This window comes from Pseudomonas sp. GL_091 (assembly GCF_057837725.1).
This window is the reverse complement of sequence record NZ_CM174451.1, coordinates 3,088,976-3,114,990: the sequence shown is the minus strand read 5'-3', so window position 1 is coordinate 3,114,990 and position 26,015 is coordinate 3,088,976. Positions and strand designations below refer to the sequence as shown.

The 26,015-nt window shown below is 55.6% G+C and carries 20 protein-coding genes and 5 pseudogenes; 18 read left to right on the top strand and 7 right to left on the bottom strand.

The genetic code is table 11. The features are described 5' to 3' along the window. Positions 1–12 precede the first annotated feature (12 nt). From AC3ITY_RS14240 to AC3ITY_RS14225, 4 genes and pseudogenes are all read left to right on the top strand, one after another. Positions 13–510: a RidA family protein gene (locus AC3ITY_RS14240; RefSeq protein WP_489310026.1), complete on the top strand. Its 498-nt coding sequence runs from the start codon at positions 13–15 to the stop codon at positions 508–510. Positions 511–546: 36 nt separating this feature from the next. Continuing rightward, positions 547–3,036: a TonB-dependent receptor plug domain-containing protein gene (locus AC3ITY_RS14235; protein ID WP_489310024.1), complete on the top strand. Its 2,490-nt coding sequence runs from the start codon at positions 547–549 to the stop codon at positions 3,034–3,036. A 109-nt stretch (positions 3,037–3,145) separates the two neighbouring features. Then, positions 3,146–4,120, top strand: a complete 975-nt coding sequence (locus AC3ITY_RS14230) for an aliphatic sulfonate ABC transporter substrate-binding protein (RefSeq protein ID WP_489310022.1) — start codon at positions 3,146–3,148, stop codon at positions 4,118–4,120. Positions 4,121–4,243: 123 nt separating this feature from the next. Next, positions 4,244–4,845: pseudogene (locus tag AC3ITY_RS14225) on the top strand (tyrosine-type recombinase/integrase); the annotation flags it as partial. Positions 4,846–5,609: 764 nt separating this feature from the next. Here the strand turns inward: AC3ITY_RS14225 and AC3ITY_RS14220 are convergent. After that, positions 5,610–6,980, bottom strand: a complete 1,371-nt coding sequence (locus AC3ITY_RS14220; protein ID WP_489310020.1) for an aminotransferase-like domain-containing protein — start codon at positions 6,978–6,980, stop codon at positions 5,610–5,612. A gap of 138 nt (positions 6,981–7,118) precedes the next feature. Between AC3ITY_RS14220 and AC3ITY_RS14215 the strand changes: the two genes are divergently transcribed. The 8 genes from AC3ITY_RS14215 (at position 7,119) to AC3ITY_RS14180 (ending at position 15,283) form a co-directional block, all read left to right on the top strand. Then, a complete protein-coding gene (locus tag AC3ITY_RS14215) occupies positions 7,119–8,405 on the top strand; it encodes a hydroxymethylglutaryl-CoA reductase, degradative (protein WP_489310018.1) in 1,287 nt (428 codons plus the stop codon). A 5-nt stretch (positions 8,406–8,410) separates the two neighbouring features. After that, a complete protein-coding gene (locus AC3ITY_RS14210; protein WP_489310871.1) occupies positions 8,411–9,328 on the top strand; it encodes a hydroxymethylglutaryl-CoA lyase in 918 nt (305 codons plus the stop codon). 58 nt (positions 9,329–9,386) lie between these two features. Further along, positions 9,387–9,863, top strand: coding sequence for a hypothetical protein (locus AC3ITY_RS14205; protein ID WP_489310016.1), 477 nt, complete (start codon positions 9,387–9,389; stop codon positions 9,861–9,863). Then, positions 9,860–11,248, top strand: a complete 1,389-nt coding sequence (locus tag AC3ITY_RS14200) for a tripartite tricarboxylate transporter permease (RefSeq protein WP_489310014.1) — start codon at positions 9,860–9,862, stop codon at positions 11,246–11,248. The genes AC3ITY_RS14205 and AC3ITY_RS14200 overlap by 4 nt, the downstream gene beginning before the upstream one ends. Then, positions 11,245–12,309, top strand: coding sequence for an SMP-30/gluconolactonase/LRE family protein (locus tag AC3ITY_RS14195; RefSeq protein ID WP_489310012.1), 1,065 nt, complete (start codon positions 11,245–11,247; stop codon positions 12,307–12,309). The genes AC3ITY_RS14200 and AC3ITY_RS14195 overlap by 4 nt, the downstream gene beginning before the upstream one ends. Before the next feature lie 232 nt (positions 12,310–12,541). Further along, positions 12,542–13,747 (top strand): OprD family porin, encoded by a 1,206-nt coding sequence (locus AC3ITY_RS14190; protein WP_489310869.1) that lies wholly within the window; start codon positions 12,542–12,544, stop codon positions 13,745–13,747. A gap of 422 nt (positions 13,748–14,169) precedes the next feature. Then, complete coding sequence (locus AC3ITY_RS14185) at positions 14,170–14,427, top strand: hypothetical protein (RefSeq protein ID WP_489310010.1); 258 nt, start codon at positions 14,170–14,172, stop codon at positions 14,425–14,427. A gap of 13 nt (positions 14,428–14,440) precedes the next feature. Next, complete coding sequence (locus tag AC3ITY_RS14180; protein ID WP_489310008.1) at positions 14,441–15,283, top strand: MFS transporter; 843 nt, start codon at positions 14,441–14,443, stop codon at positions 15,281–15,283. Between the two features lie 249 nt (positions 15,284–15,532). On the opposite strand, the pseudogene AC3ITY_RS14175 reads toward AC3ITY_RS14180, so the two are convergent. Both AC3ITY_RS14175 and AC3ITY_RS14170 read right to left on the bottom strand, forming a co-directional pair. Next, a pseudogene (locus AC3ITY_RS14175) lies at positions 15,533–15,838 on the bottom strand (helix-turn-helix domain-containing protein); the annotation flags it as partial. Between the two features lie 545 nt (positions 15,839–16,383). Further along, positions 16,384–17,397 (bottom strand): AraC family transcriptional regulator, encoded by a 1,014-nt coding sequence (locus AC3ITY_RS14170; RefSeq protein WP_489310006.1) that lies wholly within the window; start codon positions 17,395–17,397, stop codon positions 16,384–16,386. A gap of 402 nt (positions 17,398–17,799) precedes the next feature. Here AC3ITY_RS14170 and AC3ITY_RS14165 point away from each other — a divergent pair, with 402 nt between their 5' ends. The 6 genes and pseudogenes from AC3ITY_RS14165 to AC3ITY_RS14140 all read left to right on the top strand — a co-directional run bounded on the left by AC3ITY_RS14165 (position 17,800) and on the right by AC3ITY_RS14140 (position 21,009). After that, entirely contained in the window at positions 17,800–19,068 is a 1,269-nt protein-coding gene (locus AC3ITY_RS14165; protein ID WP_489310004.1) for an OprD family porin, read from the top strand. Between the two features lie 102 nt (positions 19,069–19,170). Beyond that, positions 19,171–19,311, top strand: a complete 141-nt coding sequence (locus AC3ITY_RS14160) for a hypothetical protein (RefSeq protein WP_489311071.1) — start codon at positions 19,171–19,173, stop codon at positions 19,309–19,311. Positions 19,312–19,313: 2 nt separating this feature from the next. Further along, positions 19,314–19,637, top strand: a pseudogene (locus AC3ITY_RS14155) (enoyl-CoA hydratase/isomerase family protein); the annotation flags it as partial. 20 nt (positions 19,638–19,657) lie between these two features. Further along, positions 19,658–19,984, top strand: coding sequence for a DUF993 family protein (locus AC3ITY_RS14150; RefSeq protein ID WP_489310002.1), 327 nt, complete (start codon positions 19,658–19,660; stop codon positions 19,982–19,984). A 102-nt stretch (positions 19,985–20,086) separates the two neighbouring features. Further along, positions 20,087–20,221, top strand: a pseudogene (locus AC3ITY_RS14145) (helix-turn-helix domain-containing protein); the annotation flags it as partial. 137 nt (positions 20,222–20,358) lie between these two features. Next, positions 20,359–21,009, top strand: a complete 651-nt coding sequence (locus tag AC3ITY_RS14140; RefSeq protein WP_489310867.1) for a LysR substrate-binding domain-containing protein — start codon at positions 20,359–20,361, stop codon at positions 21,007–21,009. Here the strand turns inward: AC3ITY_RS14140 and AC3ITY_RS14135 are convergent. From AC3ITY_RS14135 to lipA, 4 genes and pseudogenes are all read right to left on the bottom strand, one after another. Then, a pseudogene (locus AC3ITY_RS14135) lies at positions 20,921–22,760 on the bottom strand (methyl-accepting chemotaxis protein); the annotation flags it as partial. The gene AC3ITY_RS14140 and the pseudogene AC3ITY_RS14135 sit on opposite strands and share 89 nt — an antisense overlap. Positions 22,761–22,965: 205 nt before the next feature. Further along, the gene (locus tag AC3ITY_RS14130) at positions 22,966–24,156 is read right to left on the bottom strand and encodes an MFS transporter (RefSeq protein ID WP_489310000.1); all 1,191 of its coding nucleotides are present in this window, start codon (positions 24,154–24,156) and stop codon (positions 22,966–22,968) included. A gap of 57 nt (positions 24,157–24,213) precedes the next feature. After that, positions 24,214–24,675, bottom strand: a complete 462-nt coding sequence (locus AC3ITY_RS14125; protein ID WP_489309998.1) for an Lrp/AsnC family transcriptional regulator — start codon at positions 24,673–24,675, stop codon at positions 24,214–24,216. Positions 24,676–25,024: 349 nt separating this feature from the next. Then, on the bottom strand, positions 25,025–26,008 hold the full coding sequence (gene lipA, locus AC3ITY_RS14120; RefSeq protein ID WP_489310865.1) for a lipoyl synthase: 984 nt from the start codon (positions 26,006–26,008) through the stop codon (positions 25,025–25,027). Positions 26,009–26,015 lie beyond the last annotated feature (7 nt).

The following is a 26,015-nucleotide window of genomic DNA, read 5'->3' as shown; positions in this document are numbered from 1 at the left end:
AAGGATTGAACGATGAAAACCATCACTTTGCTGACAGGACTGCTCATGACCGCGACCACCCTTGGCAGCCACGCCGACGAGATCAAACGTATCGCCCTGCCCAACTCGAACTTTCCGATTTCGCTGGCGGTGTCCGTGCCGGCACAAACCGACCTGCTGTTCGTCAGTGGCCTGCTGGCCGACCTGCACGACCCGAAAGCGCCCAAGGATTCCTTTGCCGCCTATGGCGACACCGCGACCCAGACCACTTCGATCCTCAACAAGCTCAAGGGCGTGTTGGAGGGCCAGGGTCTGGGGCTCGGGGATGTGGTGCAACTGCGGGTGTTCCTGGTGGGAGACCCGGCCAAGGGCGGCAAGCTGGATTTTGCCGGACTGCAAGAAGGCTATACGCCGTTTTTCGGCAGCGCCGCGCAACCGAACAAACCGGCACGTACTGCCATTCAAGTGGTGGCCCTGCCGCTGCCCGGCGGCCTGGTCGAAATCGAAGCCGTCGCCGCTCGCAAGAAGTGACACGGAATTCACCAGCCATTCAGGAGTTTCACCTTCATGCTCAACTGCCCGGTGCGCCGAACGGCGCCTTCCTTTCGTCCCTTGTTAGTCCCGTTGTCGTTTGCCTGCGGCCTTGCCTCGTTCAACATCGAGGCCGCCGACACCAGCTCGCCGACCCTCAACACCGTGGTTGTCACCGGCAACCGTGGCACCGAGCAACGCACCGTCACCACCAGCCCGACACCGATTGACGTGGTGACCGGCGATCAACTGCGCGCCGTCGGCAAACCAAGCCTGCTGGAGGCGCTGAGTAAATTCATTCCGTCGTTCAACCTGCCCGACCGGGCGGGCTGGGATGCCAGCGGCGTAGTTCGTTCGGCCACTCTGCGTGGCCTGACCGCTTCCCACGTGCTGGTACTGGTCAACGGCAAGCGCCGGCATACCAGTGCGACGCTGAACATCAATGGCATCAACAGCGGTGCGGCACCCAGCGATCTCGACCTGATTCCGGTGGCCGCCATCGATCATATCGAGGTGCTGCGTGACGGCGCGGCCGCCCAATACGGTTCCGATGCCATCTCCGGGGTTATCAACATCATCCTCAAGCAGACCACCGGCGGCAGCTCGGACACGATCCTGGGCCAGAACTACGACGGTAAGCGCGGTACAGGGCAAGAAGCGCTCAACTATGGCTTCGAAGTCGGGGACGCCGGCGTGTTCAATGTCTCGCTCGATACCCGCTACCAGGAGCGTGACAACAAGGCCGGCAGCAATGGTTACAGCTCACATTACTATCCATTGGCGGACGGTTCGCCCGACCCGCGCGAGGCCACGGCCAGCCATCACACTTACAAAGGCTACGGCTTGCCGCGCAGCCAGTTGGCGGATGCTGCCTACAACCTCGACCTGCCGCTGAACGATGCCGTCACGCTGTACTCGTTTTCGACACTGGCCACCCGCGAAAACAACGACGGCCAGAATTTCCGCCTGCCCAGCGGCCGCAACACCATCACCACCGGTCCCAACGGTTTCCCCGACGGCTACAGCCCTTACTGGTTGATCAACGAGACCGACTTCCAGTCAGCCTTCGGCGCCCGAGGTGATGATCTCGGCGGTTGGGCCTGGGACCTGAGCAGCACCTACGGGCGCAACTACGCCAAGCAGCGCACCTATGACAACCAGAATCCGTCACTGGGGGAAAACACCCCGAACAAATTCACCTCCGGCATCTTCATCGCCGATCAGTGGACCAGTAACCTGGACCTGAAAAACAGCTACGACATCGGCCTGACCAAGCCACTGGATGTCGCCTTCGGTTTCGAGCATCGACGCGATGGCTACGAGACCCGGGCGGGCTCCGAAGCCTCTTACATTGACGGCGGCTACGTGTTCCCGGCCGGCCATCCGCGCGCCGGACAACGCCCCGATCCTGGCGCGCAGGTCACCAACGGCATCAGCCCTGACGACGAGCAAAAAGTCAGCCGCAACAACGTCGCCAGCTACATCGACCTGGGCTTCTACCCCGTCGAGCAGTGGTACCTGGGCGTTGCGGCGCGCTACGAGCATTACAACGAAGGCGTGGGCAGTACACGCAGCGGCAAGCTCAGTACCCGCTACGAGTTCAACCCGGTGTTTTCGGTGCGCGGCAGCATCAGCAATGGCTTTCGCGCGCCGTCGCTGGCCAACGAGGTCTTCACCGCACGCTCGACCGGGTTCGACACCATCAATGGCGTCTACCAGTCCTACAACTACGTGATCCTCCCGGTGGACTCGGCGGGCGCCCAGGCACTCGGGGCCGAGTCCCTGAAGCCCGAGCGCTCCACCAACTTCAGCCTCGGCTTCGCCCTGACGCCTAGCGAAGACCTGAGCCTGACCGTGGACGGCTACGTGATCAACCTGCGCGATCGCCTGGTACTCAGCGAACGCTTCCAGGGGCCAGGCGTCGCCGCCTTGCTCGACAGCATCGGCGTGCCGGCCACCGCCGGGGCGCAATTCTTCACCAACGGCGCCAGCACTCGCACTTCAGGGGTCGATGTGGTGGGTAATTACTGGCAGAACCTGAACAGCTTCGGTTCGGTGAGATGGACCGCGGCGCTGAACTACAACCACACGCAAATCCTCAGCGTCAACGATACCCCGTCGCAACTCACGGCCCTGAACAGCAGCTTTCAACTGCTCGGTCGCCAGGCCCGTGCGCTGATCACCAAGACCTCCCCCAGTAGCAAGGCGATTTTCTCCGCCGACTGGGCGATCCACGACTTCGACGTCAACCTGCGCCTGACCCGTTTCGGCACCTACACCGAGGTCAACAGCTCCGCCGATCCGAGCCTGGACCGCGAATACTCCGCCAAGTGGATCACTGACCTCGATGTCGCGTACGCACTGACCAAACAGCTGACCGTCGCCGTCGGCGCGCAGAACCTGTTCGACAAATACCCCGATCATATCGGTGTACCCAACTCTTCGTTCGGCGACAACTGGGGCAGCTTTTCACCGTTCGGCTTCACGGGCGGGTACTACTACACCCGTTTGCAGTACGCGTTCTGACGGAAGAAAACCCCACTAAGCTAATTCTTAAAAAGTATTTATAAAGTATTTTTTATAACCATATTATTCAGGCCAGTTGAACCTTTCTTTTCCTGATATCGAGCGTGCCATGTCGAAATCCACCCCATACACTGAAGCAAAACTCCGTCGTCCCGTGCTGGCCGGTCTGGTCGTTGCGCTGGCCTTGACGCTCTCCCTGCCGTCCCAGGCGCGGGAAACGCTGCGGATCGGCTACCAGAAGTCATCGACCCTCATCACCCTGTTGAAGACTCAAGGCACCCTGGATAAAACCCTCGCGCAGCAGAACATCGACGTGAGCTGGCATGAGTTTCCAAGCGGCCTGCCTCTGCTGGAGGCGCTGAATGTCGGCAATGTCGACATCAGCGCCGACGTGGCGGACACCGTGCCGATCTTCGCCCAGGCCGCGCAGGCCAGACTGACCTACTTTGCCCAGGAAGCGCCCTCGCCTTCGGCCCAGGCAATCGTCGTGCACAAGGACTCGTCCCTGCATCAATTAGCGGATTTGAAAGGCAAGAAAGTGGCCGTCACCAAAGCCGCCGGCAGCCACTATTTGCTGATCGCCGCCCTGACAAAAGCCGGCCTGGCGTTTTCGGACATTCAACCGGCCTACCTGTCGCCCGCCGATGGCCGTGCCGCCTTCGAGAACAACAAGGTCGACGCCTGGGTCACCTGGGAACCCTTCCTCACCAGCGCCCAACGGCAACTGCCGACCCGCACGCTGGCTGACGGCGCAGGCCTGGCCAACTACAAACGCTACTACCTGACCAGCACCCGCTATGCCGAGGAGCACCCGCAAGTACTCAAGGTGGTCTACGACCAACTGGAAAAAACCGGTAGCTGGGTAAAAACCAATCCCCGTGAAGCCGCTCAGGTGTTGAGTCCGTTGTGGGGCAACCTTGGCCTGGATACGGTCGAGACCGCCAATAGCCATCGCAGCTATCAGGTACAGCCGGTGAAAAGCGATGAGTTGGGTGAACAACAGAAAATCGCCGATGCTTTTTTTGCCGCCGGCTTGTTGCCCAAGGTGGTGGATGCGCAGGATGTCGGGATCTGGCGGCCGTGAGGCGTGGATGATAACGATGTTTTGCATTCAAAGAGAGCCCGGCCAAATGCCGGGCTTTTTTGCAATGGCGACGTTTTTCATCATTCCTTCGAATTGAAGTCGGCTGTGGATCCAGGTTGTTCCAAGCAGAAGACTCAACTCACGCTTTGGATCAGCCTGGGTACGCTGTGCCGGATTGGCGAGTTGCTGCAGGCCGAATGGAAAAGTGTCGATCTGGACCGACAGACGTGGTTCCTCCCCAGTGAAAACGTCAAAGGCACCCGCAGCAAGAAACAAGACCACCATGTCTTCCTCTCGCCCTTTGCCCTGCATTTCATTCAGGAACTCAAAAACCTCACGGGAGATTCTCAGTGGTGCTTTCCGAACAAGCAGGATGATCAGCATGTGGACATGAAGGTAGTGAGCAAACAGGTCGGTGACCGCCAGGCCCGCTTCAAAAACCGCAAGGCCCTTTCCAGACGGCGTCATGACGATACGCTGGTCCTTGACGACGGCCAGAACGGCGACTGGACGTCATCGACCGCTGCCAAAACCATGTGCTGGCCGGCTCCCGGGTAAGACGGCACTACCTGCATCACGACTATGCCGAAGAGAAGAAACGCGCCTGGAACCTGTTGGGCGACCGACTCAGTGCCGTGCTGTCCTCAACCTATGAGCACCCTCCGGCCGAGTCAATGATGTCTTTTCCTGCGTACGCGGCGACGGAGACGCGGTCCCCCACATAAAGTCGGACTGCGTTCAGCCATTGACGACAGGCAGGAGCCGGCCGAGACCGTGTAAAAAAGATTTGGATTGACGCCTCTGCCTGAGACCATGAGGAAAATCGCGTTCCTACGTAAATTTCAGGTCTGTGAGTAGCGGGTCTTCACCTGATTCCACGTAGGAACGCAGACTTCGAAACCACGAGTGCGTTTTTACACACCCAGGGCCACAAGCGGACCTAGTTCGAATGTCCGTTTGTGGCTGTGGATTCAACCGGTCAACTGTAACAGGTCCATGAGTTCGAACCCCATCGCCTCCGCCATCTTTATACGACAAAGCCCTGATTTTTCAGGGCTTTGTCGTTTCTGGCTTTTGATAAAACTCCACAGCCCACACCCCAGCCCACACCGAGGGTGAAGTCTTGCTTTTCGACAGGCGGCTAGTTTTTCGAATGGCCTGTTACCTGCACTTACCTCCTTGAGAAACGGGCTCAGGGATAGTTTTCGCAGAAAGCGGCGGAACGAATGTAGAGTTCGCGATCTTTTCCTCGGCACAGCCCAGCAAATCACACACAAACAAAAACGCCACTCAGCACAGACTGTGTGCAAACGCAGCCTGCCAAGGCCAAAAACAAATGCCCCGACTTGTCGGGGCATTTGTTTTTCTGAGGAGCGCAGGAAAAAAGGACCTTTCAGCCCATCAATGCCATCAATTGACTCGCTCCCATTACCTTCGCTCTTTCCAAGTTATAGGCCTGCACCGCCAGTGCAGGAAATTGGCGTTCGACTCAGCCGCTCAATACTGCTTTGAGTAACGGATCATTCAGGTACGCGACATTCAATCTCGTCCATGGATTTATACGCGATTGCTCCGGTGAAAAAATGTGTCCCGGAGCGATCATGAAACCCTTCGGAAGTAGTCGACGGGTTAGCTCCCTTGCATCGTCAATGTGAGGAAACCTGGCCCACAAATATAGACTTTGCTCTGGACGAACGAATACTTCGGCGCCAATTTCATCCAGCATCTGCAAACCTGCCGCGGTGGCACTTTTTAAGCGTTCTTGTAAGCGGATTAGATGTCGGAGGAAATGCCCCTCCGTCAGAATGACATCAACGGTTCGCTCACAAAGCTCCGAGGTGCTGGTATGCAGCAGCATTTTCAGATCACCCAGTTCATCTATGATGTCTTTACTGCCTGCGATAAACCCAACCCTCAATGCCGCAGAAACCGATTTGGAAAAGCTCCCCACGTACAGTGAGCGTCGCAACTGATCCAGTGCAGACACCTTGATTGCCGATGCCGGTTTGAAATCTGCCAAAGCGTCGTCGTCCACCAGGATGAAGTTGTGCTCTTGCGCTAACTGAACCAACCGATGGGCTTTGCCGGGTGAAATGTCGGAGCCCGTCGGGTTGTGCCCAACAGACTGCATGAAAAATAATTTTGGCTTATGCAGAAGCAGATGCTGCTCCAGCACCTCCATGTCCGGCCCATCCGGCAATCTGGGTACGGATAGCATCCGGGCTCCTTGTAATTGCAGCTTGCCGAACAGCGGGTAATAGCCTGGATCCTCGACAAAAACGTAATCCCCCGGGGCAATAAAGCGGCGGATTATCAGGTCCAGTGCGTGATTGGCCCCATGGGTGGTGACGATCTGGCGAGGGCTTGCAGCAATTGAGTAGGTAGCCAGTTTTTGCACCAGGTGTTGACGAAGAGCGGCATTCCCCAGCCGGTTGCCGTATCGGAAAAGCGTCGTTACACCAATACGCATGATCTGCCGAGTGAACTTGTCCAGGCGCAAATCCATCAGCCACTCTACGGGCGGAAAACCTTCACCGAGTGGCGAGTGACCGGGTTCACGGACAAACTGCTGTCGCATGAGCCAGATGGTGTCCATCGCCCGGGTGAAAGGTAGCGGTTCTTCCGGTTCGTTGCTGCTCGGCGCTCCTTGTTTGACGAAAAAGCCCTGCCCATGGCGCGCTTCGACAAGTCCTTGGGAGGCTAGCGATTCATAAGCATTAATCACTGTGTTTTTCGAATGGCCAAACAGGCGCATGCACTCGCGCAGTGATGGCAACCGGTCACCGACCCGGTAGGTGCCATTGCCGATTTGCTCGACTAATGATGCCGTCAGTTGCTGGGCAAGTGTCAGCCGCGCCATCGCATAAAACCCCTGAATGAATTAATCGCTGAGGGTACAGCTTAGGTACTGTCTGTCCAAACTGTACCTTTTTTACTCAGACACATACGAATAGGGTGACAGCCACTCAACAACAATAACTGCACCAGGACTCTTCACATGAGTATCGACTCCCGCCTCCCTATGTTTCGCAGCATGTCGCCGGCCGAACGCCTGGGTCACTTGCAAGAACTGCTCGAGCTTCCAGAAGCTGATGTTGCCCTGCTACGCGATGCCGGCGCCCTGCCCTTGGAAATCGCCGACGGCATGATCGAGAACGTAATTGGCAAGTTCGAATTACCCTACGCTGTCGCAAGCAACTTCCAGATTAATGGTCGCGACGTCATCGTGCCGTTGGTGGTTGAAGAACCTTCGGTCGTCGCGGCAGCCTCGTTCATGGCGAAACTGGCACGTGAGGCTGGTGGTTTCCAGACATCCAGTTCTCTGCCGCTAATGCGCGCCCAGGTGCAGATTGTCGACATCGAAGATCCCTTCAATGCACGTCTGAGCCTTTTGCGCCGCAAAGACGAAATCATCGAACTCGCCAACCGCAAGGATCAACTGCTTAACAAGTTGGGCGGAGGTTGTCGCGACATTGAAGTGCATACCTTCGCGCAGAGCCCTCGTGGGCCGATGCTGGTAGCCCACCTTATCGTGGACGTGCGGGACGCCATGGGTGCCAACACCGTGAACACAATGGCTGAAGCAGTAGCCCCGCTGATGGAAGAAATTACCGGAGGCAAGGTACGACTGCGCATTCTGTCCAACCTGGCCGACCTGCGTCTTGCCCGCGCCCAGATCCGCATTGCTCCTGAGCTGCTGACGACCGCAGCCTACAAAGGCGAAGACGTCATTGAAGGGATCCTCGACGCTTACAACTTTGCCGTCGTCGATCCCTATCGGGCAGCCACTCACAACAAGGGCATTATGAATGGCATCGACCCACTTATCGTCGCCACGGGTAACGACTGGCGCGCGGTGGAAGCCGGTGCACACGCCTATGCCTGCCGTAACGGACATTACGGTTCGCTGACCACTTGGGAAAAAGATGGCAAGGGTCATCTAGTGGGAACCCTGGAAATGCCCATGCCTGTCGGACTGGTCGGCGGCGCGACCAAGACTCACCCACTGGCACAACTGTCGCTACGCATCCTGGGGGTGAAGACGGCGCAGGATCTCGCCGAAATCGCTGTGGCCGTCGGGCTGGCACAAAACCTGGGCGCGCTGCGTGCTCTGTCTACTGAAGGAATACAACGCGGCCACATGGCTTTGCATGCGCGCAACATTGCGCTTTCCGCTGGAGCCAAAGCTGAAGAGGTCAACTGGCTGGTCAAGCAGATGGTCGAGGCTCGTGATGTGCGTTCAGACAAAGCGGCTGAACTACTTAAGCAAAAGCGAGCGCTGTAATGATTATGGCCGACGATCCTGTCCGGTTGGTTGAGGTAGGTGCAAGAGACGGCTTGCAGAATGAGAAGCGGACACTACCGCCGCAGATCAGAGTGCAGTTACTGGAAAGGCTGGCAGATGCGGGCTTGCGGACTTTGGAAGCCGGAGCATTTGTTTCGTCACGCTGGGTACCGCAGATGTCGAGATCTGACGAAGTGCTCAAAGCGCTCACACCGCGCGCCGGCGTAACCTGGACAGCGCTGGTTCCCAACGTAAAAGGACTGGAAGCAGCCATAGAGGCAGGTTGCCGAGAGGTCGCGATATTCGCGTCCGCCTCCGAGGCGTTCTCACAAAAGAATATCAACTGCTCTGTTGCGCAAAGCCTGCGCCGCTATCAGGAAGTGATGGTGCGCGCGCGCGATGCCGGCGTCAGGGTCAGAGGCTACGTCTCGTGCGCCATGGGTTGTCCTTTCACAGGCCACGTCGAACCCGAGGCCGTCGCAGCGGTCAGCGCTTCGCTCTTCGGGATGGGATGTTATGAGGTCAGTCTGGGCGACACCATTGGCGCGGGTACACCTGCGGCAACGAAAACATTGATCGATGCCTGTCGCCAGGTTGTTCCCGTCAGCGCTCTCGCCGGACATTTTCATGACACCTATGGCATGGCCATCGCCAATATCCATGCTGCGTTGGAGGCCGATGTCCGGATCTTCGACAGCTCAGTTGCTGGCCTGGGCGGCTGCCCGTATTCGCCAGGGGCCACCGGCAATGTTGCCACCGAAGATGTGATTTACCTGCTGAACGGCCTGGGCATGAACCATGGCATCGATCTGGATGCATTGATCGAAGTGGGTGAGTTCATCAATGCCGAACTCGGGCGAAAAACTGCATCCCGAGTGTCCCGTGCCCTGCTCGCGAAGCGAGGTCTTGTAGAAACGAATTAAGCCGCATCTCTTCACGTTCATAACAATAAAAGCCCGCAGGGGCGGTGGGAGAACCCTTATGAAACCCGAACTGTTTGAAGTATGGGGCGACACGGTTGACGGTCGCCACTTGATCTACTCCATCGGCATTGGCGCAATCGTCAGCCTCGGCGCTTTCTTCCTGGCGCAGTACCTGTTTGTCGGCTGGGTAGAGTCAATGCAGATGGCGCGTGCATACGCGATGCTGGTGGGTATTGTTGGCTGCCTGGCAGGAGGAGCCATCAGTGCGGCGATGTTCAAACCCAAGCGTAATGTCGTAGAACATCTGACCGATCCGGCATGGCGCTCAAAAATCCTGATTGAGTTGCAAAATGAATATGGCCCACTCGGCAGTCTGAGTGACCTGCCGCCTGCCACGATAGCGGAACTGCGTGAAATGGATCTTTATGATCTGTTCGCGGATTACGAGAAATGTCTTCTCTATCCGGCGGAAAGCCTCGATGCCGCCCCTGTCGTACCCGTCGCTGCGGCGGGCATCAATGGAGGCCGGTCATGATCGAACCACTCCTGGATCAGATATTGATAGCGTTGGGCATGGGTATCCTGGGGGCGGTGATTTTTGCCGGGATCGGACTCATCTCCGGCAGCGATGAAACCACTACACTCGCCCCGCTGACGTTGCTGGTCGTTCTGCTGGGCGTTCCTGCCGCCGGTGTGCTGACATTCTTCCTGGCGGGCGCCGTGGCCAAACATATGACCCATGCCGTACCGACGGCGCTTCTGGGCATTCCGGGCGACACCATGGCGACGCCCCTCATGCGCGAAGCCAATTTCTTGCGCAATCTAGGCGTACCTCACATTGCACTGCGCAAGATGATCTCGGGGGCGGTCATTGCTGCCTTGATTGCTGTTCCGATGGCCGTCCTGTTCGCCGTGATGCTCGCGCCGTTCGGTGACATGATCAAGCATGCCGCACCTTGGGTTTTCCTGCTTGCAGCGGTCGCTATCGCATGGTTTTCCAAAGGCCGCTTGGCCGCGGTGCTGACGCTGATCCCCTTCGTCATGGTGATTGTCGGCCTGCAAAGCATCACCGGCCAGTATGGGGTCAAGCTCAGTGTCAGTTACTTCCTTGGCATCGCCATCGGCCCGCTGATCGCCGCGCTGTTCTCCCTGCTTGCCCCTGCCGAGCGAGAAACAATGCGACGCCAGGAAGTGCGCACTTTTTCCTTGTCTCCTGACGTAAAAAGCTGGGGCGGATTTTTCCCTAATCCACTCAGGGTATTGGATAGCAAACAGAGCATGTGGACGGCCGTCACCGCCGTCGTCTCCAGCGCTACCTTCGTCTTCAGCCCGGTTGCCATGACCGTCATCATGGGCGAAGTCGTCGGCTCGAGGGTCAAGCACGTTTACCACCGCTTGACCACAGTCATAACCGCTCGAAACGGGGTCACCGAATCAACCTACCTCGCCGAAGCGTTGATTCCGCTGATCGCTTTTGGCCTGCCACTGAGCCCTGTTGCAGCAGGCCCGGCAGCGCCACTCTTCAATGCGCCCCCGCGCTTTAGCGTCGACACAGCGACGGGGCAGGTGCACAACTTGCACTCGCTGCTCAGCACTTGGGAATTTCTTGGGTATGGCATGTTGGCAGTGGTCATTGCCATTCTGATTGCTTACCCATTCACCATGAATTACGCGCACAGAGCGGCATCCTATGTGTCGCGCAAAATCAGCCACGAAGCCGTGATCTCGACGTTTGTTGGCCTGATCCTGGTGATTGGCATCTGGGAAGGCGGCCTCCTGGGTTTGCTGGTCATCATCACCATCGGACTGCTGGGAGGATTTCTCTCGCGCTTCTTGGGTTTCAACATTGGCGTGCAGTTCATGGGCTATTACACCGCTGTACTCACTGTCCCTGCCCTCGTCGCCCTGATACACGCATGATTTCCAACAAACATAACAACAATATCCAGGTAACCATCATGCATAAAAATGTCCTCGCATCCCTGCTGTTAGTGTTGAGCACGACGGCGTTCATTACTGATGCTGCAGAGTCAATTCCTGCCCTCGCTTATCCCGCAGGCGACAAACAACTGCATGCCATTCCGGCCTCAGAAAAAGACTTTCCGACAGTTACTGCACAGCGCTGGATCAAAGTTTCGGACAAAGGAATGCAGCTGGAAGGACCGTCGTTCGATCGAGAGGGTAATTTGCTCTTTGTGGAGGTGTTCGGTGGCCAGGTACTCAAAGTCGACCCGCAAGGAAAGCTCAGTGTTGTCGTGCAGAAAAACGCTTTGGGTTCGGCAGGATTGGCCATACATAAGGATGGACGCCTGTTTGTAGCCGGTCTTGGAAACTTCAAGAACACAGGTAATCTTACGGTCTATAAATCGGACGGCTCGGGGAAGAAAGAGCTCATTTCGGGTAGCAAAAACTATCTGGTCGATGATCTGGTGTTCGACAGCACCGGGGGCTTTTACTTCACCGACTTCAAGGGCACGTCTACCGAGCCAACGGGCGGTGTTTATTACGTGCCCGCGGACGGTCAGTCTATCGTTCCGATCCTGCCCAAGCTGGCAATAGCCAACGGTATCGCCCTCTCCCCCGACGGAAAAACCTTGTGGGTCACGGAGTTTGCCACCGGCCTGCTTCATCGAATTGAACTCAAAGACGCTCAGACCATAGCGCCTTTTGGCGAGGCGGTGGTCTATCGATTCAATGGCCCCGCCCCCGATTCGATGCGCGTTGATCAGGACGGCAACTTATACGTGGCCATGTACAGCCAAGGACGTGTCCTGGTACTCAACCCAAACGGCCTTCCCATTGGCCAGATTCTGATCCCGGGACGCGAAAACGGCCACTTTCTGCGTTCGACCAGTCTGGCGCTCAAGCCAGATACAAACGAGGTTTACCTTGTCGCCAGTGACGGTGATCTAGGCGAAGGCAGTGCCATTTTCAAAGCCAAAGGCTTTGCCAAGGCATTGAAGCTCTACTCGCATGACTGACCGGGCGCGTTGGCTGAGCTCTACGGAGTAAGCATTTAGGCGTTTCACCCAATAACACTTTGGCGCAGACGTCCTTCTTCGCCAGCCATATCCAGAAAACCGTATTTTTTGCAGTCTTTCACTGCGAGGGAAGACTGCGCTCAAAAAAAAGGAAATAACAATAATGAAAATCCTTTCACGCAACAAAACACCGAGACTTACCACCCTCTTGAGGCCATTAGCAGTGGGCGTTATGAGTTCTACTGCGTCAATCGGGGTGTCAGCTGCAGGCTTGATAGACGACACAACGGGCGCTCTCAATCTCCGTAACTTTTATCAAAACCGAAACTTTGTAGACCCTTCCTATCCTCAGGGAAAGGCTGAAGAATGGACTCAAAGTTTCATTTTAGATGTGCGCTCAGGCTACACCACTGGCGCGGTGGGCCTCGGAGTAGACCTGCTGGGACTCTACTCAATCAAGCTCGATGGTGGACGGGGAACAGCAGGTACTCAACTTCTTCCGGTGCACGATAATGGCAGGCCGGCTGACGACTTTGGTCGCCTGGGTGTCGCGGTGAAAGCCAGATACTCCGCCACCGAACTGAAAATAGGTGAATGGATGCCCCTACTCCCGATCTTGCGCTCAGATGATGGCCGTTCATTACCGCAGACCTTTCGCGGTGCACAAGTTACGTCACGGGAAGTTGAAAATCTCACGCTCTACACGGGCCAGTTCCGGGGCAACAGCCCTCGTAATGACGCCAGCATGGATGACATGTTCATGACTGGACGCCCGGGAGCAACCTCGGATCGATTCAACTTCGCCGGGGGCGAGTACCTGTTCAATGACAAGGCCACACAGATGGGCCTTTGGTACGCCCAGCTTGAAGACATCTATCAACAGCAATACTTGAATGTGATCCATAACCAAAGTGTTGGCTCATGGAAGTTAGGAGCAAATCTTGGGCTCTTTCTTGGCGACGAAGACGGATCAGCAAAAGCAGGCCAGATGGATAACAAAACTGCTTCGCTGATGCTTTCAGCCAAAACAGGCGCTCATACTTTTTACCTGGGCTTACAACGGGTGTATGGGGAGACGGGCTGGATGCGAGTCAACGGCACGGCTGGCTACCCGCTAGCAAACGATACCTTTACTTCAAGCTATGACAACGCCCAGGAACGCTCTTGGCAACTTCGTCACGACTTTGACTTCGCAGCGCTAGGGCTGCCCGGACTGACGATGATGAATCGGTACCTCAGCGGTGATCATGTCCAGACCAGCGCCACTGACCATGGAAAGGAATGGGGGCGAGAATCCGAACTGGCCTACGTCATTCAAAGCGGCCCGTTGAAGGACATGTCGGTGCGTTGGCGCAATTCAACGCTGCGCCGAGATTTCAGCAGTTACGACATCGATGAAAACCGTCTGATCATCAATTATCCGATCAAGTTTCTTTAGCGACCATGTGTTCAACTCACAGACCTGAATTTTAGAAGGTGTGAAAACAATCGGCGTGATGAACTTGGACAGGCGCTTTTGAATGATCATCACTTGTCGCCAGGAGGCCAAATAACCAAGGAAATCTGAATCTGGCCTCCGCGCCGTCATTCGAGTAGTGATGGCGCTGACCGCTTATGCCCTGGCCCCGGACACTCCCCAGGGCCCTGAGTCATAGAGGTCTCAAAGTTCCTTGAACCGGTGCCGGGGAACGCCGGGGATCGGCAGTCGGATGCAGTAGATATTCCGGATTCGGGGAAGTCCGCCTGCTCGGCGGGCGACATACTGAATTTGGCGCTGGTGATGAATAGCGTGCGCATGTCCGCCCCGCCGAAGCAACTTCTTCCAGTCAGGGGCAGCTGCATTTTCCCGTCGGTTTTGGCGTGGTCAGCGGTCAACCGGATTTGTGGTGTACCTATGCCGCCATTCGCAGCCTGGCCTGGGTCGATCAATTGCACAGCGCCGACCAACCGCAGATACGCCGCTACATCCAGTCCCGGTACAACCGCGACGGCGGCTACGCATGGAGCAAAGGCATGCCTTCGGATGCCTGGGCGACGTTTTATTGCACCGAAAGCCGCGCTGGTCCTGGGGCGCTGGGCGCCCGGGGTCACCGACATCCTGTCGTTCGCCCCCAGTGATCACAGTTACGGAATGATCCTGGGGCAGGTCGGCGCTGACCCGATGCGCGCCGGACGCGCGTTGTCGCTGGTGTGGACCGGGCTGACCCTGTTCATTGCCTTCGGCGTGCCTATGGGGACGTTCTTCGGCAGCTTCTGGTCATGGCGAGTGGTATTCCTGGCCATCGGCGTATTGGGCCACATCAGCACCTTGGGCCTGGTAGTGCTGATGCCAAAACAACCGCCGCCCACTCCCCATGAAACCCCAAAGGCCATGCAAGGCCTCAAAGCGATCATGCACCATCAACTACTCATGGCCGCGACGATTGTGATGCTGGTGAGCGTGGCGACGTTTTCGTTCTTCACGTTTATCTCACCGTTCATGCTCGACATCACGCAGCTCAGCGTGCAGACGTTAAGCCTGGCCATGCTGCTGTTTGGCGGCTGCTCCATTCTGAGTAATTTGCTGGGCGGTCATCTTGTGGACACCTTCGACACCGACCGATGCCTGCTTGGCGCATTGATCGCTCTGGTGCTGAATTTGCTCGGGCTGTATCTGTGGGGCACTTCGCCGGTGGTGACACTGACGCTGATCGGTCTTCTGGGGGTGATTTTCTTTGCCATCGTGACCATGTCGACCCTGCGCCTGCTACGCCTGGCCAACCAATATATTCCGCAATCCAGCGCCGTCGCCGCCGGCCTCAACATCGCCTCCTTCAACTTCGGCACGGCCCTAGGCGGGGTCAGCGGAGGGCTCATGATAACCTACGCAGGGCTGGCCTACGTACCCATTGGCGGCATTAATTGCCATTGGCACACTCTGGTTTCAAATGAGCTCGCGCTGCGCCTAAACACTCTTCTTCCCAGAGTTCTCTGACGACTCCGGTGAGTCCCCTGAGTAGTCGGTGATGGCAGCGAACTCACGCGAGTAGCGTGGCAGCGATCGCCTCCGCCATATTTGTACATCAAGGCACTGATTATTTGAGGGGCGTTTCTTTCAATTAGTAAAATCTCCCAACTAACAAGGCGCAAAGGTCTTGATCTCTGGTGACACTCAACATTCCGGGCGGGACAGCGTGGGCAACGCTCTAAGGTTTGGATTCAGGAGGATTGTGAGTGGCCGTTCTCAATTCCGGCGCAGGAGTGTATGAGGTGCCACACCAAAGGTCTTGCGAAAAGCGTGACTGTAATGGGAGAAATCGGAGAAACCAAAATCCAGTGCGGTTTGAGAAATGCTGCGTACCTGGCCGCGCTCTATTGCCTCGCGACTGGCGAGCAAGAGTTCTTTCCAGATCTCCGCGACCGGCGATTTCTGGTAACGGGCGAAAGCGCGCGTGACCGTTCGCGTGGACACATAATGCACTTGAGCGATGCGCTCGATCGACAGGTCCGGATCGGTCAGATTCTGGTGGATGTAGTTCATGATCCGACCAGTCGCTGATTTCATCCCACTCGGTTGAAAAAGTCTTGTGATGCTGCTGTATCGGCTTGCCGCTGACATCGGTTAACAAGGCATGCTCGAGAAGCATAGAGACACCTGTTTTTTATGGCTGGGTTAATGCGTTCACTGTCTTGAGACCATCAGGAGCCTGTACTCCTTTGCAAAGGGCATTTTTTAATGTCGCGGTGGATCATATCGGCAGGCTACGAATTTAGGTTCGGTGGCGAGCCAAATCGAGTCGATGCGAATCATCGTGTTAATCCGCGCACGAACCGGAAAAACCTCGGGATCGGTATCAGGCCAATGCACAGTCAGCGCTGCTTGCTCGTAGGGGACGTTGATGATGGATGTCTCGGGACTAGCCTGAATGTTCGGCTCGAGCTTCAGAGCTATGAAAGCCGGCAAGAGCTCGAAGGTTTATCGCGGGAAAACGGTAACCATTTGCGTATCAGGCTGAAGCTAAAAAGTCTGAGCCCTATTGAGTACAGGCTCAGGCCGGTAGGGGCTAGAAAATCGTCCAACTTTTCAGGGTTAGATCAAGCAGTGCACCGGTAAGCCCCTGGAGTGCTACCTGTCCATCCCCGAAACGCGCGATGGAAAACTGCGTTGGAGTCAAAGCCTAACCCCAGGGCAATTTGGGTAATCGAAAGTGTCGTGTGAATCAGTTGCTGCACGGCGATATCTCGACGTAAGGCGTCCTTGACTAGCTGGTAGCTAGTACCTTCATCCTTAAGCCTGCGGGTCAATGTGCGAGTGGACATGAGCAGCGCGACGGCAGCGCCCTGCAAACTGTCATCATGCTTCAGGTTCGACATTAAGTATTGGCGCACCTGCTGAGCCACCAATCGCTCCTTCAACGTGGTAAACAACCAGTAGCGCGGGGCGACCTCAAGAAAGGGCAGTAGCTCGGCCTTATTTCGGCGAAATTTCCGAGCCCCCCATTCAGCGTCAAAACAGAGTGTTGTACAGGGTTGCTCGAAGCTAATCGGTGCCGGGAACATGTGCATGTATTCCGAGGCGTACACGGGCCGAGGAAAGGAAAACATAACACTGCACAGAGGAATTTCCTGCCCGATCAACCATGACGCCACACCATGAGCCAGCTTCATCATTAACTCATGGCCGAAGCGTTGTAGCTTGGCGGAACTGTCACGTGCTTCGAGGGAAATCACAATCTTGCCCGAGTCTTCGGCGTAACCGAGCTGGTAGTCATCAAGCAACAAGTTCCAAAATCGAGTGAAACGGTACATGGCGTTGGAAAGGGAACTAGCGTCAAGAAGGCTCAAGCACAAGTACTTGAGTGTGCCACTACGAATACGCCTGGACCATAACCCCATCATTTCGTCGCCACTGCCCACGGCCACTTGCTGGTACAAGCGCACAAACTGATCGTAGGTCACCCGCGCGTCAGGCGCTCCAAGCAAGTGTTCGGCTATACCTGCTGCCGTGACAAAGCCCTGTATCTCGGTTCGACTACAGATATTAGTAGCCCCCTCTAACAGTCCCTGGACGAAGGTCATAGATAAGGTGTTATCCACCGAATGGTCCACGCGTCGCCACTCCTCTGCGCATCGCCAGACTGGCGTGATATGCAATTAATTCGGCGTATCGGGCTATTTCAAGCCCGATAAGTAGCTAGTTAAGCTAAGGCTCAATCGATACCGAGCGCAGCCCCGCCCCAGAGCCATATCAAAACACAAGTGAGACGTAATACAAGTCGATCACGAACAACCGCGCCCCATTCGGGGCCATTCAAAAAGCAGTCCTTAGCAATTCGTCAGGTAGTAAGCATTTGCCAGTTTCACGACTGCTTCCGCAGCCGAACTGGAGCAAACGCTCTCGCCAAAATTTCTGCACCCGACGCGTCTTTTACAAGTACTACCCCGAACATCGAGCCGTGAAGCCCGATGCGGGAACCCATTAATCCAGAATAATAATCAAGGGGTTTCACCATGGACCGTCACACCTGCACCCTCGCTACCCGACTGCTGCTGGCCGGCGGCGTCATCAGCCTCTCGGCACCCGCCGCTGCTGATTTTATCCAGGACAGCAAGGCCAACCTGGAACTGCGCAACTTCTACTTCAACCGCGACTATCGCCAAACCAACGCCCCACAATCCAAGCAAGAAGAGTGGGCGCAGGGCTTCCTGTTGCGCTACGAATCGGGTTTCACTGAAGGCTTGATCGGTGTCGGTTTCGATGCCATCGGCCTGCTCGGCGTAAAACTTGATTCCAGCCCCGACCGCGCAGGCTCAGGCTTGCTCAAACGCTACAGCGATACCAGCAAAGGTGCCCATGACGAGTATGGCGAACTGGGCCTGACAGCCAAAGTGCGCGCCTCCAAAAGCACCCTGAAACTCGGCACGCTGCTGCCGAAAGTGCCGACGGTGCTGGCCAACGATTCACGGCTGTTGCCGCAAACCTTCGAGGGCGGTCAGTTAACGTCACTGGAAATCGAAGGCCTGACCGTGGATGCCGGGCGGCTGACACAGGTCAACCAGCGTGACTCCTCGGACTACGAGGACATGGGCATCACCCGCACCGGTGCCAAAGGCATTACTACGGGACATGTGGATAGCGACAGCTTCGATTTCGCCAGCCTGAATTACAAATGGACCAGCAACCTCGCCACCGGTTACAGCTACGGTCGCCTCGACAACTTCTACAGCCAGCACCTGGTGAACCTGACTTATGTATTGCCGGTGACCACGGGCCAGTCATTCAAGACTGATCTGCGCTTCGCCCGCTCCACGGATGATGGCGGTAGCAACATTGACAACCGCGCTCTGGGCGCGATGTTCACCTACACCCTCGGCGGGCATGCGTTAGGCCTGGGCTATCAAGCCATGAGCGGCGACACCGGCTACGCCTACATCAACGGCAGCGATGCGTTCCTGGTGAACTTCGTACAGATCGGCGACTTCGCCAGCAAAGACGAAAAGTCCTGGCAAGCGCGCTACGACTACAACTTCGCGGCCATTGGCGTGCCTGGTCTGACCTTCATGACCCGCTACATCAATGGCTCGAACATTGATCTGGGCAGCAATCGTCCTGAGGGCAAGGAATGGGAGCGCGATACCGACATCGGCTATGTCATACAGGGCGGCCCGCTGAAAAACGTCGGCGTGAAATGGCGTAATGCGACAGTGCGCTCGACCAACTTCGGTAGCGACCTCGACGAGAACCGTCTGATCCTTAGCTATACACACGCACTCTGGTAAGCATCCCGGCAAAGAGGGTGCAGCAGCGCCCTTCCCCTCGCCGACCGACCGGCCCGTATCCGTTTTTTGCGCAAATTATCACCATGATCGATGGAGACTCCAATGAACAGCAACTGCCAACTCTTCCTCGCGGCTCGGGACTTCCTACTGATCCAACGTACCGGGTGCCAGACCTTCAGCCTGCAAGGTAATGGCGGCCTAGACTTCTCCACCATCATTAATCTGTTCCGTGGGGAAGCCTGAGCATGAGCGAGCAGCAATCCCCGGTGCTGGCGAGTGTACGCAACCGCGTCGGCCACTTGACGCTGAATCGACCGAGCGCGTTGAACACCCTGGACCTGCCCATGGTATGCCTGCTGTGCCGGCACCTGTGGGTCTGGGAACAGGACCCGGAGATCGTCGCCATGACCATCCGTGGCGCCGGGGAAAAGGCCTTCTGTGCGGGTGGCGACATTCGCATGCTGTACGACAGCCACAAGGCCGGCGACAACATGCACGAACTGTTACTCGAGGAGGAGTACGCCCTTGACGAGTATCTGCATGGCTACTCCAAACCGGTGCTGGCGATGAGCAAGGTTTTTTCCATGCCTTGCTGGGTATCTTCAATGCTATTGCCCCTGCTGCCTCCCACGCGCTGGCGGCATTGGCCAAAGGCGACATGGCGTGGTATCACGCACTTCTCGACCCTACCGTGCCATTGGGGCGATTAATTTTCAGCAACCCGACCCAGTACTACAAAACCGGCGTGGTGTTCCTGGCCTATCTCAACGGCCACCAAGGACACTTCATCATGCTCGGTGGCCAGCAAGCCGTGCGTCCCCTGCCCTACTTCTGCGAGATTTTCCGCCTCGCCGATCAGGCAGGATTGCTGAGTAATCCCCCAATGCGCTACATGGCGACTCCTCGCTCAAAATGACTCGCCTGAATCGAGCCTCTGTGAAGCGAAGTCTAAGAAGGATTCATTGTTCCGATAAGTTATCCCTTGGCGTATGAAGTATCGGTATTTTCAGGACAATCCATGCACAGAACAGGAATGACCGAGCAGGAAGTGGTTCTGGCCGTTGCGCGCCGCTGCAGCTTTCGTGGCGCGGCACAGGAACTGGGGATGTCCACCACCGCCGTGAGCAGCGCGGTGGCCGGCCTGGAAGCGCGCCTGAAGGTGCGCCTGTACAATCGCTCCACGCGTAGCGTTGCCCTCACCGACATCGGGCAACTCTATGTGGAGCGCATCGCCCCTGCCTTGGCGCAGATCAAAAGTGCCGACGAAGAGGCCAGTGACCTAGCGGCACACTGCGCATCAATGCACCGCATGGCGCGGCCTACCTGCTGCTGGATCCGCTGTTCAAGCAGTACGCTGAGCGCTATCCCGAGGTGCGCATCGACATCGTCAGCGAATCAAGCCTGGTCGACATCGTCGCCGGAGGCTTCGACGCCGAGGTTCGCCTGGCAGAGTCCGTACCGCAAGACATGATTGCCGTGGCGTTGTCTGAAGACATCCGGATGCTCGTGTTGGCAACGCGCGAGTACCTCGAACGCCACGGCGTGCCCGAGCACCCGCGAGACCTGCTCACCCACCAGAGCATCGGCATGCGCATGCCCCATGGTGGCCTCTACCATTGGGAATTGGAGCAAGACGGCCAGAAACTGCAGATGGAGCTGCCGGTGCGCTTCGCCTCCAACGAGTTGCTGGCCATCAAACAGGCCGTGTTGTCGGGCCTTGGCATCGGTTTCATTTCCGAGTGGTTCATTCAGGAAGAACTGGCACGCGGTGCCCTGATAGCGGAGCTAATGCCGTGGTGTCCGTCGTTTGCTGGGTTGAGGCTTTACTACTCGGGTCATCGCTTCGTGCCGGCACCATTGTACGGAGCCGACCAAATTGCTCCTGGAGATTGGCACAGGCTCTCAGCGTTGACTGCAGGTTCTCAACACAGGCCTCGTTGAGCAGGTTCAGTTCACTGATGTCACAGTTGATGGTTTCAACCACGGCGCTCTGTTCCTCGGTTGCCGTCGCTACCGATTGGTTCATCAAGTCAATCTCACTGATTTTTTGGGTCACTGCACTTAGTCGCTGGCCAGCTTGGTTAGCTCTGTCAACGCTGTGAGCGCTGTGTTGTTGGCTCCGACTCATGGTACCCACAACCATCTGGGCGCCAGCCTGGAGTTCTTCGATAAGCGTATGGATTTGCTGGGCCGACTCCTGGGTACGGTGGGATAGATTTCGCACCTCGTCAGCAACGACCGCGAACCCACGCCCAACCTCCCCTGCACGAGCGGCCTCAATGGCCGCGTTTAGCGCAAGCAGGTTGGTTTGCTGAGACATCGCCGTGATGACCTCAAGAATCTGACCTATATCACCTGTCTTGCCGTTCAGGACTTCAAGATCGGCGCTCGAAGCTTGGATCAGATCAGAAAGACGGGTTGTGGCCTCGATATTCCGCCCAACAACCTCCATTCCTTCATCGCTCTGGATGCGCGCAGCACTCGCATGATCCGACGCAGAAGCTGCGTTGCCAGCGATCTCATTAGACGCCGCTCCCAACTCGTTAATGGCTGCTGCAACACTGGCAGTACGCGTACTCTGTATCTGCGAACTGTCGATAGCGGCCTTGGTCGCCTCGATGACTCCACATGCAACTTCATCGACCTGTCAAGTAGCACGGGCGACTTCCCCTAAAGAATGGTGCATGCGTTCAACGAAGCGGTTGAAGGCACTAGCCAGTACGCCAAGTTCATCGCGGCTGCTAATCGTGATGCGCTTGGTAAGATCCCCGTCACCTTCGGCGATATCCTCCATCGCACGAATCATTGCATTTAGTGGGCGCAGCAAAATGCGGATAACAACTCCAAGGAGACTGACCAACCCCATCACGGCTACCAATGTGGCCAGCGAAGCCGAAAGCCGAAAGCCGAAACGCATTAAGCATTCCGAAAGCACTGTTCCTGTCGATAGAGATGCCCACGTACCACTTCGAATCTGGTAACCCCTGAACTGGCATGAAGGTGACGATACGATCGCCCTCAATGGAGGCCGCCTCTGTCAGCGTTCCATCTTCCACCTCTGGCTGCATGGCCGGGAATAGTTTCTGTAATGGCTGCATCATGAGTGAACGATCTGGATGGACAAGGATCTTGCCTTCACCATTTACCAAGAACGCATACCCGCTCCCGTCGAAATTCACGGAATTGAGCAGGCTGATCATTGCTTGGAGATTCAAGTCCGCCCCCACAACCCCAACACCCTTTACAGGCGTCGCGATGGTCATGATCAATTGCCAAGTGTTGGCATCGATGTAGGGTTCAGTCAGTTTACTCTTTCCAGCACCACTGGCAGCGGAATACCAAGGGCGGGCACGAGGGTCGTAGCCGACTGGCATTGACGTGGTCGGGTATATATCGAAGCGGCGTTGATCGCTGCCAAAAAAGATAAAATCGACAGCCTTGGTCAGTGTCTGCTACTGAAGTAACGACGCCCTAGATCCCGAGTCGCCAGTACGAGATAAAACATCAGCCAGACTCTTGAGCCGTGTGATACGTCCTCCCAACCAGTTCTCGATGTTTTCGGCGGTGATGTGCGAGATGTTGTGCAGGTTACGTTGCAGATCACCGCGTATTACTTGTCTTTGCTGATAATCATTGTATAGCGTAAAGAGTACAAAAGCGCTGAAAACCAAACAGGACGCCACAATCAGGATTTTGTGACTAAAACCGAGCTACTTAATCATACCCCCAGCACTACAAAATGCAAGTGTGCCATCTTACTAACTCGAACTTACATCGTCTATCAGCATAGCTGACCGACAGCACTACATGTATGCAAACACATATAATTCGTGCGCAACACTCGCTGCGCTGCGTGTAAAAACGGAAATCAAATAGACTATGGAATGGCGTTTAAATTTACTCGGAAACCTTGGGCTTACGAAACCGCAACGAGTTCGCCAGCAAAATCATCAACGACAACACAATCGGAGGGAATGCTATCTCGCAAACTACGACCCACCCATAGTGTGACAGAACGCCACCCGATGAAAGCGATGCAATGACCATCGAGCCGAATATCAAAAAGTCATTCAATGCTTGAACCTTATTTTTCTCCTCCGGCCGATGTGTTTCTAGCACCATGGCAGAAGCGCCGATGAACCCAAAGTTCCATCCCACCCCGAGTAATATTAAAGACCACCAGAAGTGATTTACGCTTAGGCCAGCCAAGCCTACGGCAGCCGCAGCACCGATCAAAATAATGCCTATGAATACAATAAAGCGGGCACCATATCGATTGATCAAAGCCCCGGTAAACAAGCTCGGTGCGTACATACCTATGACATGCCACTGCAATCCGGTATTAGATGATTCCTGAGTGTGGCCGTGCATATGCATTGCAAGCGGAGCAGAGGTCATCAGCAGGTTCATCAGGCTGTAACTCACCACGCCACATGTAACTGCGATCAAGAACGCAGGTTTGAGGGCAATCTCAGACAGAGGTCGGCCCTTGGAAATAAATTCTGTCTTCGTGACTCTGGGAATCTTGATACCACTCAATATACATGCGCTCAGAGCCGCTACACCTGCTTGGAACAGATACGTAGCAGAAAAAATATGCTCTTCATATAGGCCCATGGTGAAATTCACCATTTGCGGCCCTAACACACCCGCAGCGACACCCCCAACCATGACGGCAGAGAGTGCCTGTGCTTTATGGTTTGCCGGGACACATTCAGCTGCGGCAAATCGAAATGTAAGAACGACAGCCGCGTAAATCCCCCCGAACATCATCGCCAAGCAAAAGAGCCAGAAACTGGAGACCCATATCGCCAAGGCAGATAGCAGTCCGGCCGCTATACCGCAAGCATTCCCGGTCAAAAACGAAGCTCTACGCCCAAATCTGTTAGCTATTAGTCCTGTAGGTAGAGTGCTCAACGCCATACCTATTACAAAGGTAGTAATGGGCAAGGTCGAAAGGGTTGGATCAGGTGCCAGAGCGTTGCCTATGATAGCTGCAGTTGCGTAAATAACCGTAGTATTCGCCCCCGCTAGCGCTTGGGCAATTACTAGCCTCATCACATTCCCATTTCGTAATGTTTGGATCATTTTTTATTTCCTAACTACGTAAATTGATAATGCTTTCTTAGAACCTTTGTGATTTTCTTAGATTGGCAAATTACCCGACCTTTTGACTTCCCTGAGGGAAAAACCGGTATTCATGGCCTTGACGTAGCTTAACGACTGAATGCGCTTCATCACGACTTCTTGAAAATCCTCAAAATCCCTGGCAACAACCTGAAGGAGATAGTCATATTTTCCGCTTATATTGTGACAGGCAAGAACATTCCTAAGATCCAAGATTTCTTTTTCAAATTGCTGCGCGGCATCAGTAGAGTGCGAGCACAATGTGATACTAATAAACGCAAATACATTTAAACCCAAAGCTTTTCTTTTCAAGCTGGCGTGGTAGCCCTCGATCACATCGTGCTCAAGGCGCTTCAATCTTTTCCAGCATGCGGGCGGAGAAAGATTAATGCGCGAAGCGACTTCAGCATTCGTCAGTCGCCCGCTCTGCTGGAGAAGTTCTAAAATAGCGCGATCGGTACTACTCAGCTCAACCATCATTTTTCCTATTCATTAAAGCGACGCATCATTTCGGCAGCCCCAGAGGCATCGAACAAACCTGAAAACAGGAAATTTTCTTCGCAACACAATGACACCACCGCTATGCAGAAAACACATATCTAGCGCCAAGAATATTCAATATGGATGTGAAATCCGCTTAAGTAAGTCCACTTAGAAAAGCTCATAAACCGTCGCTTATACGGGAGGCGTCAAGCACGGCGATGCCTCCTAAAACTCAAATGGATGCTTTATCAAAATCGCCCTCAGCCGCTCCGGAGTAGTGTTACTTCGGCTTGCTCCTGTCATCACCAACGGCTTACCACTCAATCGAAAGCAACACCAACAGCGCTCAGGAAATTGCCTCTCCGCTGGCCTGTCGATCAGCGTGATAAGAAGATCGAACAAGTGGCCCAGAGGCGACGTTCTTGAATCCCAATTTAGATCCCTCCTGCGCGAGCCACTCGAACGTATCTGGATGAACGAACCGCTGCACAGGAATGTGGTGCTTTGAAGGCTGCAAATACTGGCCCAACGTGAGCATGTCGATGTCGTGCTCACGCATCCTGTGCATTACCTCGATAACCTCTTCATCCGTTTCTCCTAGCCCGAGCATAAGACCCGATTTCGTAGGCACGCCGGGAACGAATTTCTTGAAACGCTCCAACAGATCTAATGACCATTCGAAGTCGGAGCCAGGACGAGACGATCGATAAAGGCGCGGAACCGTCTCGAGGTTGTGGTTGAACACATCCGGTGGCTCGATAGCGGTGATCTCCAGTGCAGCATCCATCCGCCCCCGATAGTCAGGTACCAGGGTTTCAAGCTTGACCGCTGGGCTGAGCTTGCGAATTTCACGAAGACAGTCGACAAAGTGTTGTGCGCCACCATCACGCAAGTCATCCCGGTCGACGGAGGTGATTACCACATACTTTAGCCTTAGCTCAGCGATTGCAGTCGCTAGGCTGACGGGCTCATCTAGATCGAGGGGCTTGGGTCGACCATGGGCCACGTCACAGAAAGGACAACGCCGAGTACAAATATCCCCCATGATCATGAAGGTCGCTGTTCCGCCCGAGAAGCATTCTGCGAGATTGGGACAGGACGCTTCTTCACATACGCTGTGAAGTCGGTGCTCGCGCAGAAGCCCTTTTATGCGCTCTACCTCCGGTGATACTGAAAGCCGCACCCGAATCCAGTCTGGCTTCGTGAGCAGGACTTCTGTCGGGATGATCTTTACCGGAATACGTGCAACCTTTTCAGCACCACGTTGCTTGATGCCAATTTTCTCTACGTCTTGAACACTGCTCACAAGCTGTATCCCCTTGCGTCTAATTGCTGGG

Excerpts from the sequence above, each read along its gene's own strand:
- AC3ITY_RS14240 (WP_489310026.1), top strand. The coding sequence starts at position 13 with ATGAAAACCATCACTTTGCTGACAGGACTGCTCATGACCGCGACCACC.
- AC3ITY_RS14235 (WP_489310024.1), top strand. The coding sequence starts at position 547 with ATGCTCAACTGCCCGGTGCGCCGAACGGCGCCTTCCTTTCGTCCCTTG.
- AC3ITY_RS14230 (WP_489310022.1), top strand. The coding sequence starts at position 3,146 with ATGTCGAAATCCACCCCATACACTGAAGCAAAACTCCGTCGTCCCGTG.
- AC3ITY_RS14220 (WP_489310020.1), bottom strand. The coding sequence starts at position 6,980 with ATGGCGCGGCTGACACTTGCCCAGCAACTGACGGCATCATTAGTCGAG.
- AC3ITY_RS14215 (WP_489310018.1), top strand. The coding sequence starts at position 7,119 with ATGAGTATCGACTCCCGCCTCCCTATGTTTCGCAGCATGTCGCCGGCC.
- AC3ITY_RS14210 (WP_489310871.1), top strand. The coding sequence starts at position 8,411 with ATGGCCGACGATCCTGTCCGGTTGGTTGAGGTAGGTGCAAGAGACGGC.
- AC3ITY_RS14205 (WP_489310016.1), top strand. The coding sequence starts at position 9,387 with ATGAAACCCGAACTGTTTGAAGTATGGGGCGACACGGTTGACGGTCGC.
- AC3ITY_RS14200 (WP_489310014.1), top strand. The coding sequence starts at position 9,860 with ATGATCGAACCACTCCTGGATCAGATATTGATAGCGTTGGGCATGGGT.
- AC3ITY_RS14195 (WP_489310012.1), top strand. The coding sequence starts at position 11,245 with ATGATTTCCAACAAACATAACAACAATATCCAGGTAACCATCATGCAT.
- AC3ITY_RS14190 (WP_489310869.1), top strand. The coding sequence starts at position 12,542 with ATGAGTTCTACTGCGTCAATCGGGGTGTCAGCTGCAGGCTTGATAGAC.
- AC3ITY_RS14180 (WP_489310008.1), top strand. The coding sequence starts at position 14,441 with ATGATCCTGGGGCAGGTCGGCGCTGACCCGATGCGCGCCGGACGCGCG.
- AC3ITY_RS14165 (WP_489310004.1), top strand. The coding sequence starts at position 17,800 with ATGGACCGTCACACCTGCACCCTCGCTACCCGACTGCTGCTGGCCGGC.
- AC3ITY_RS14160 (WP_489311071.1), top strand. The coding sequence starts at position 19,171 with ATGAACAGCAACTGCCAACTCTTCCTCGCGGCTCGGGACTTCCTACTG.
- AC3ITY_RS14130 (WP_489310000.1), bottom strand. The coding sequence starts at position 24,156 with ATGATCCAAACATTACGAAATGGGAATGTGATGAGGCTAGTAATTGCC.
- AC3ITY_RS14125 (WP_489309998.1), bottom strand. The coding sequence starts at position 24,675 with ATGATGGTTGAGCTGAGTAGTACCGATCGCGCTATTTTAGAACTTCTC.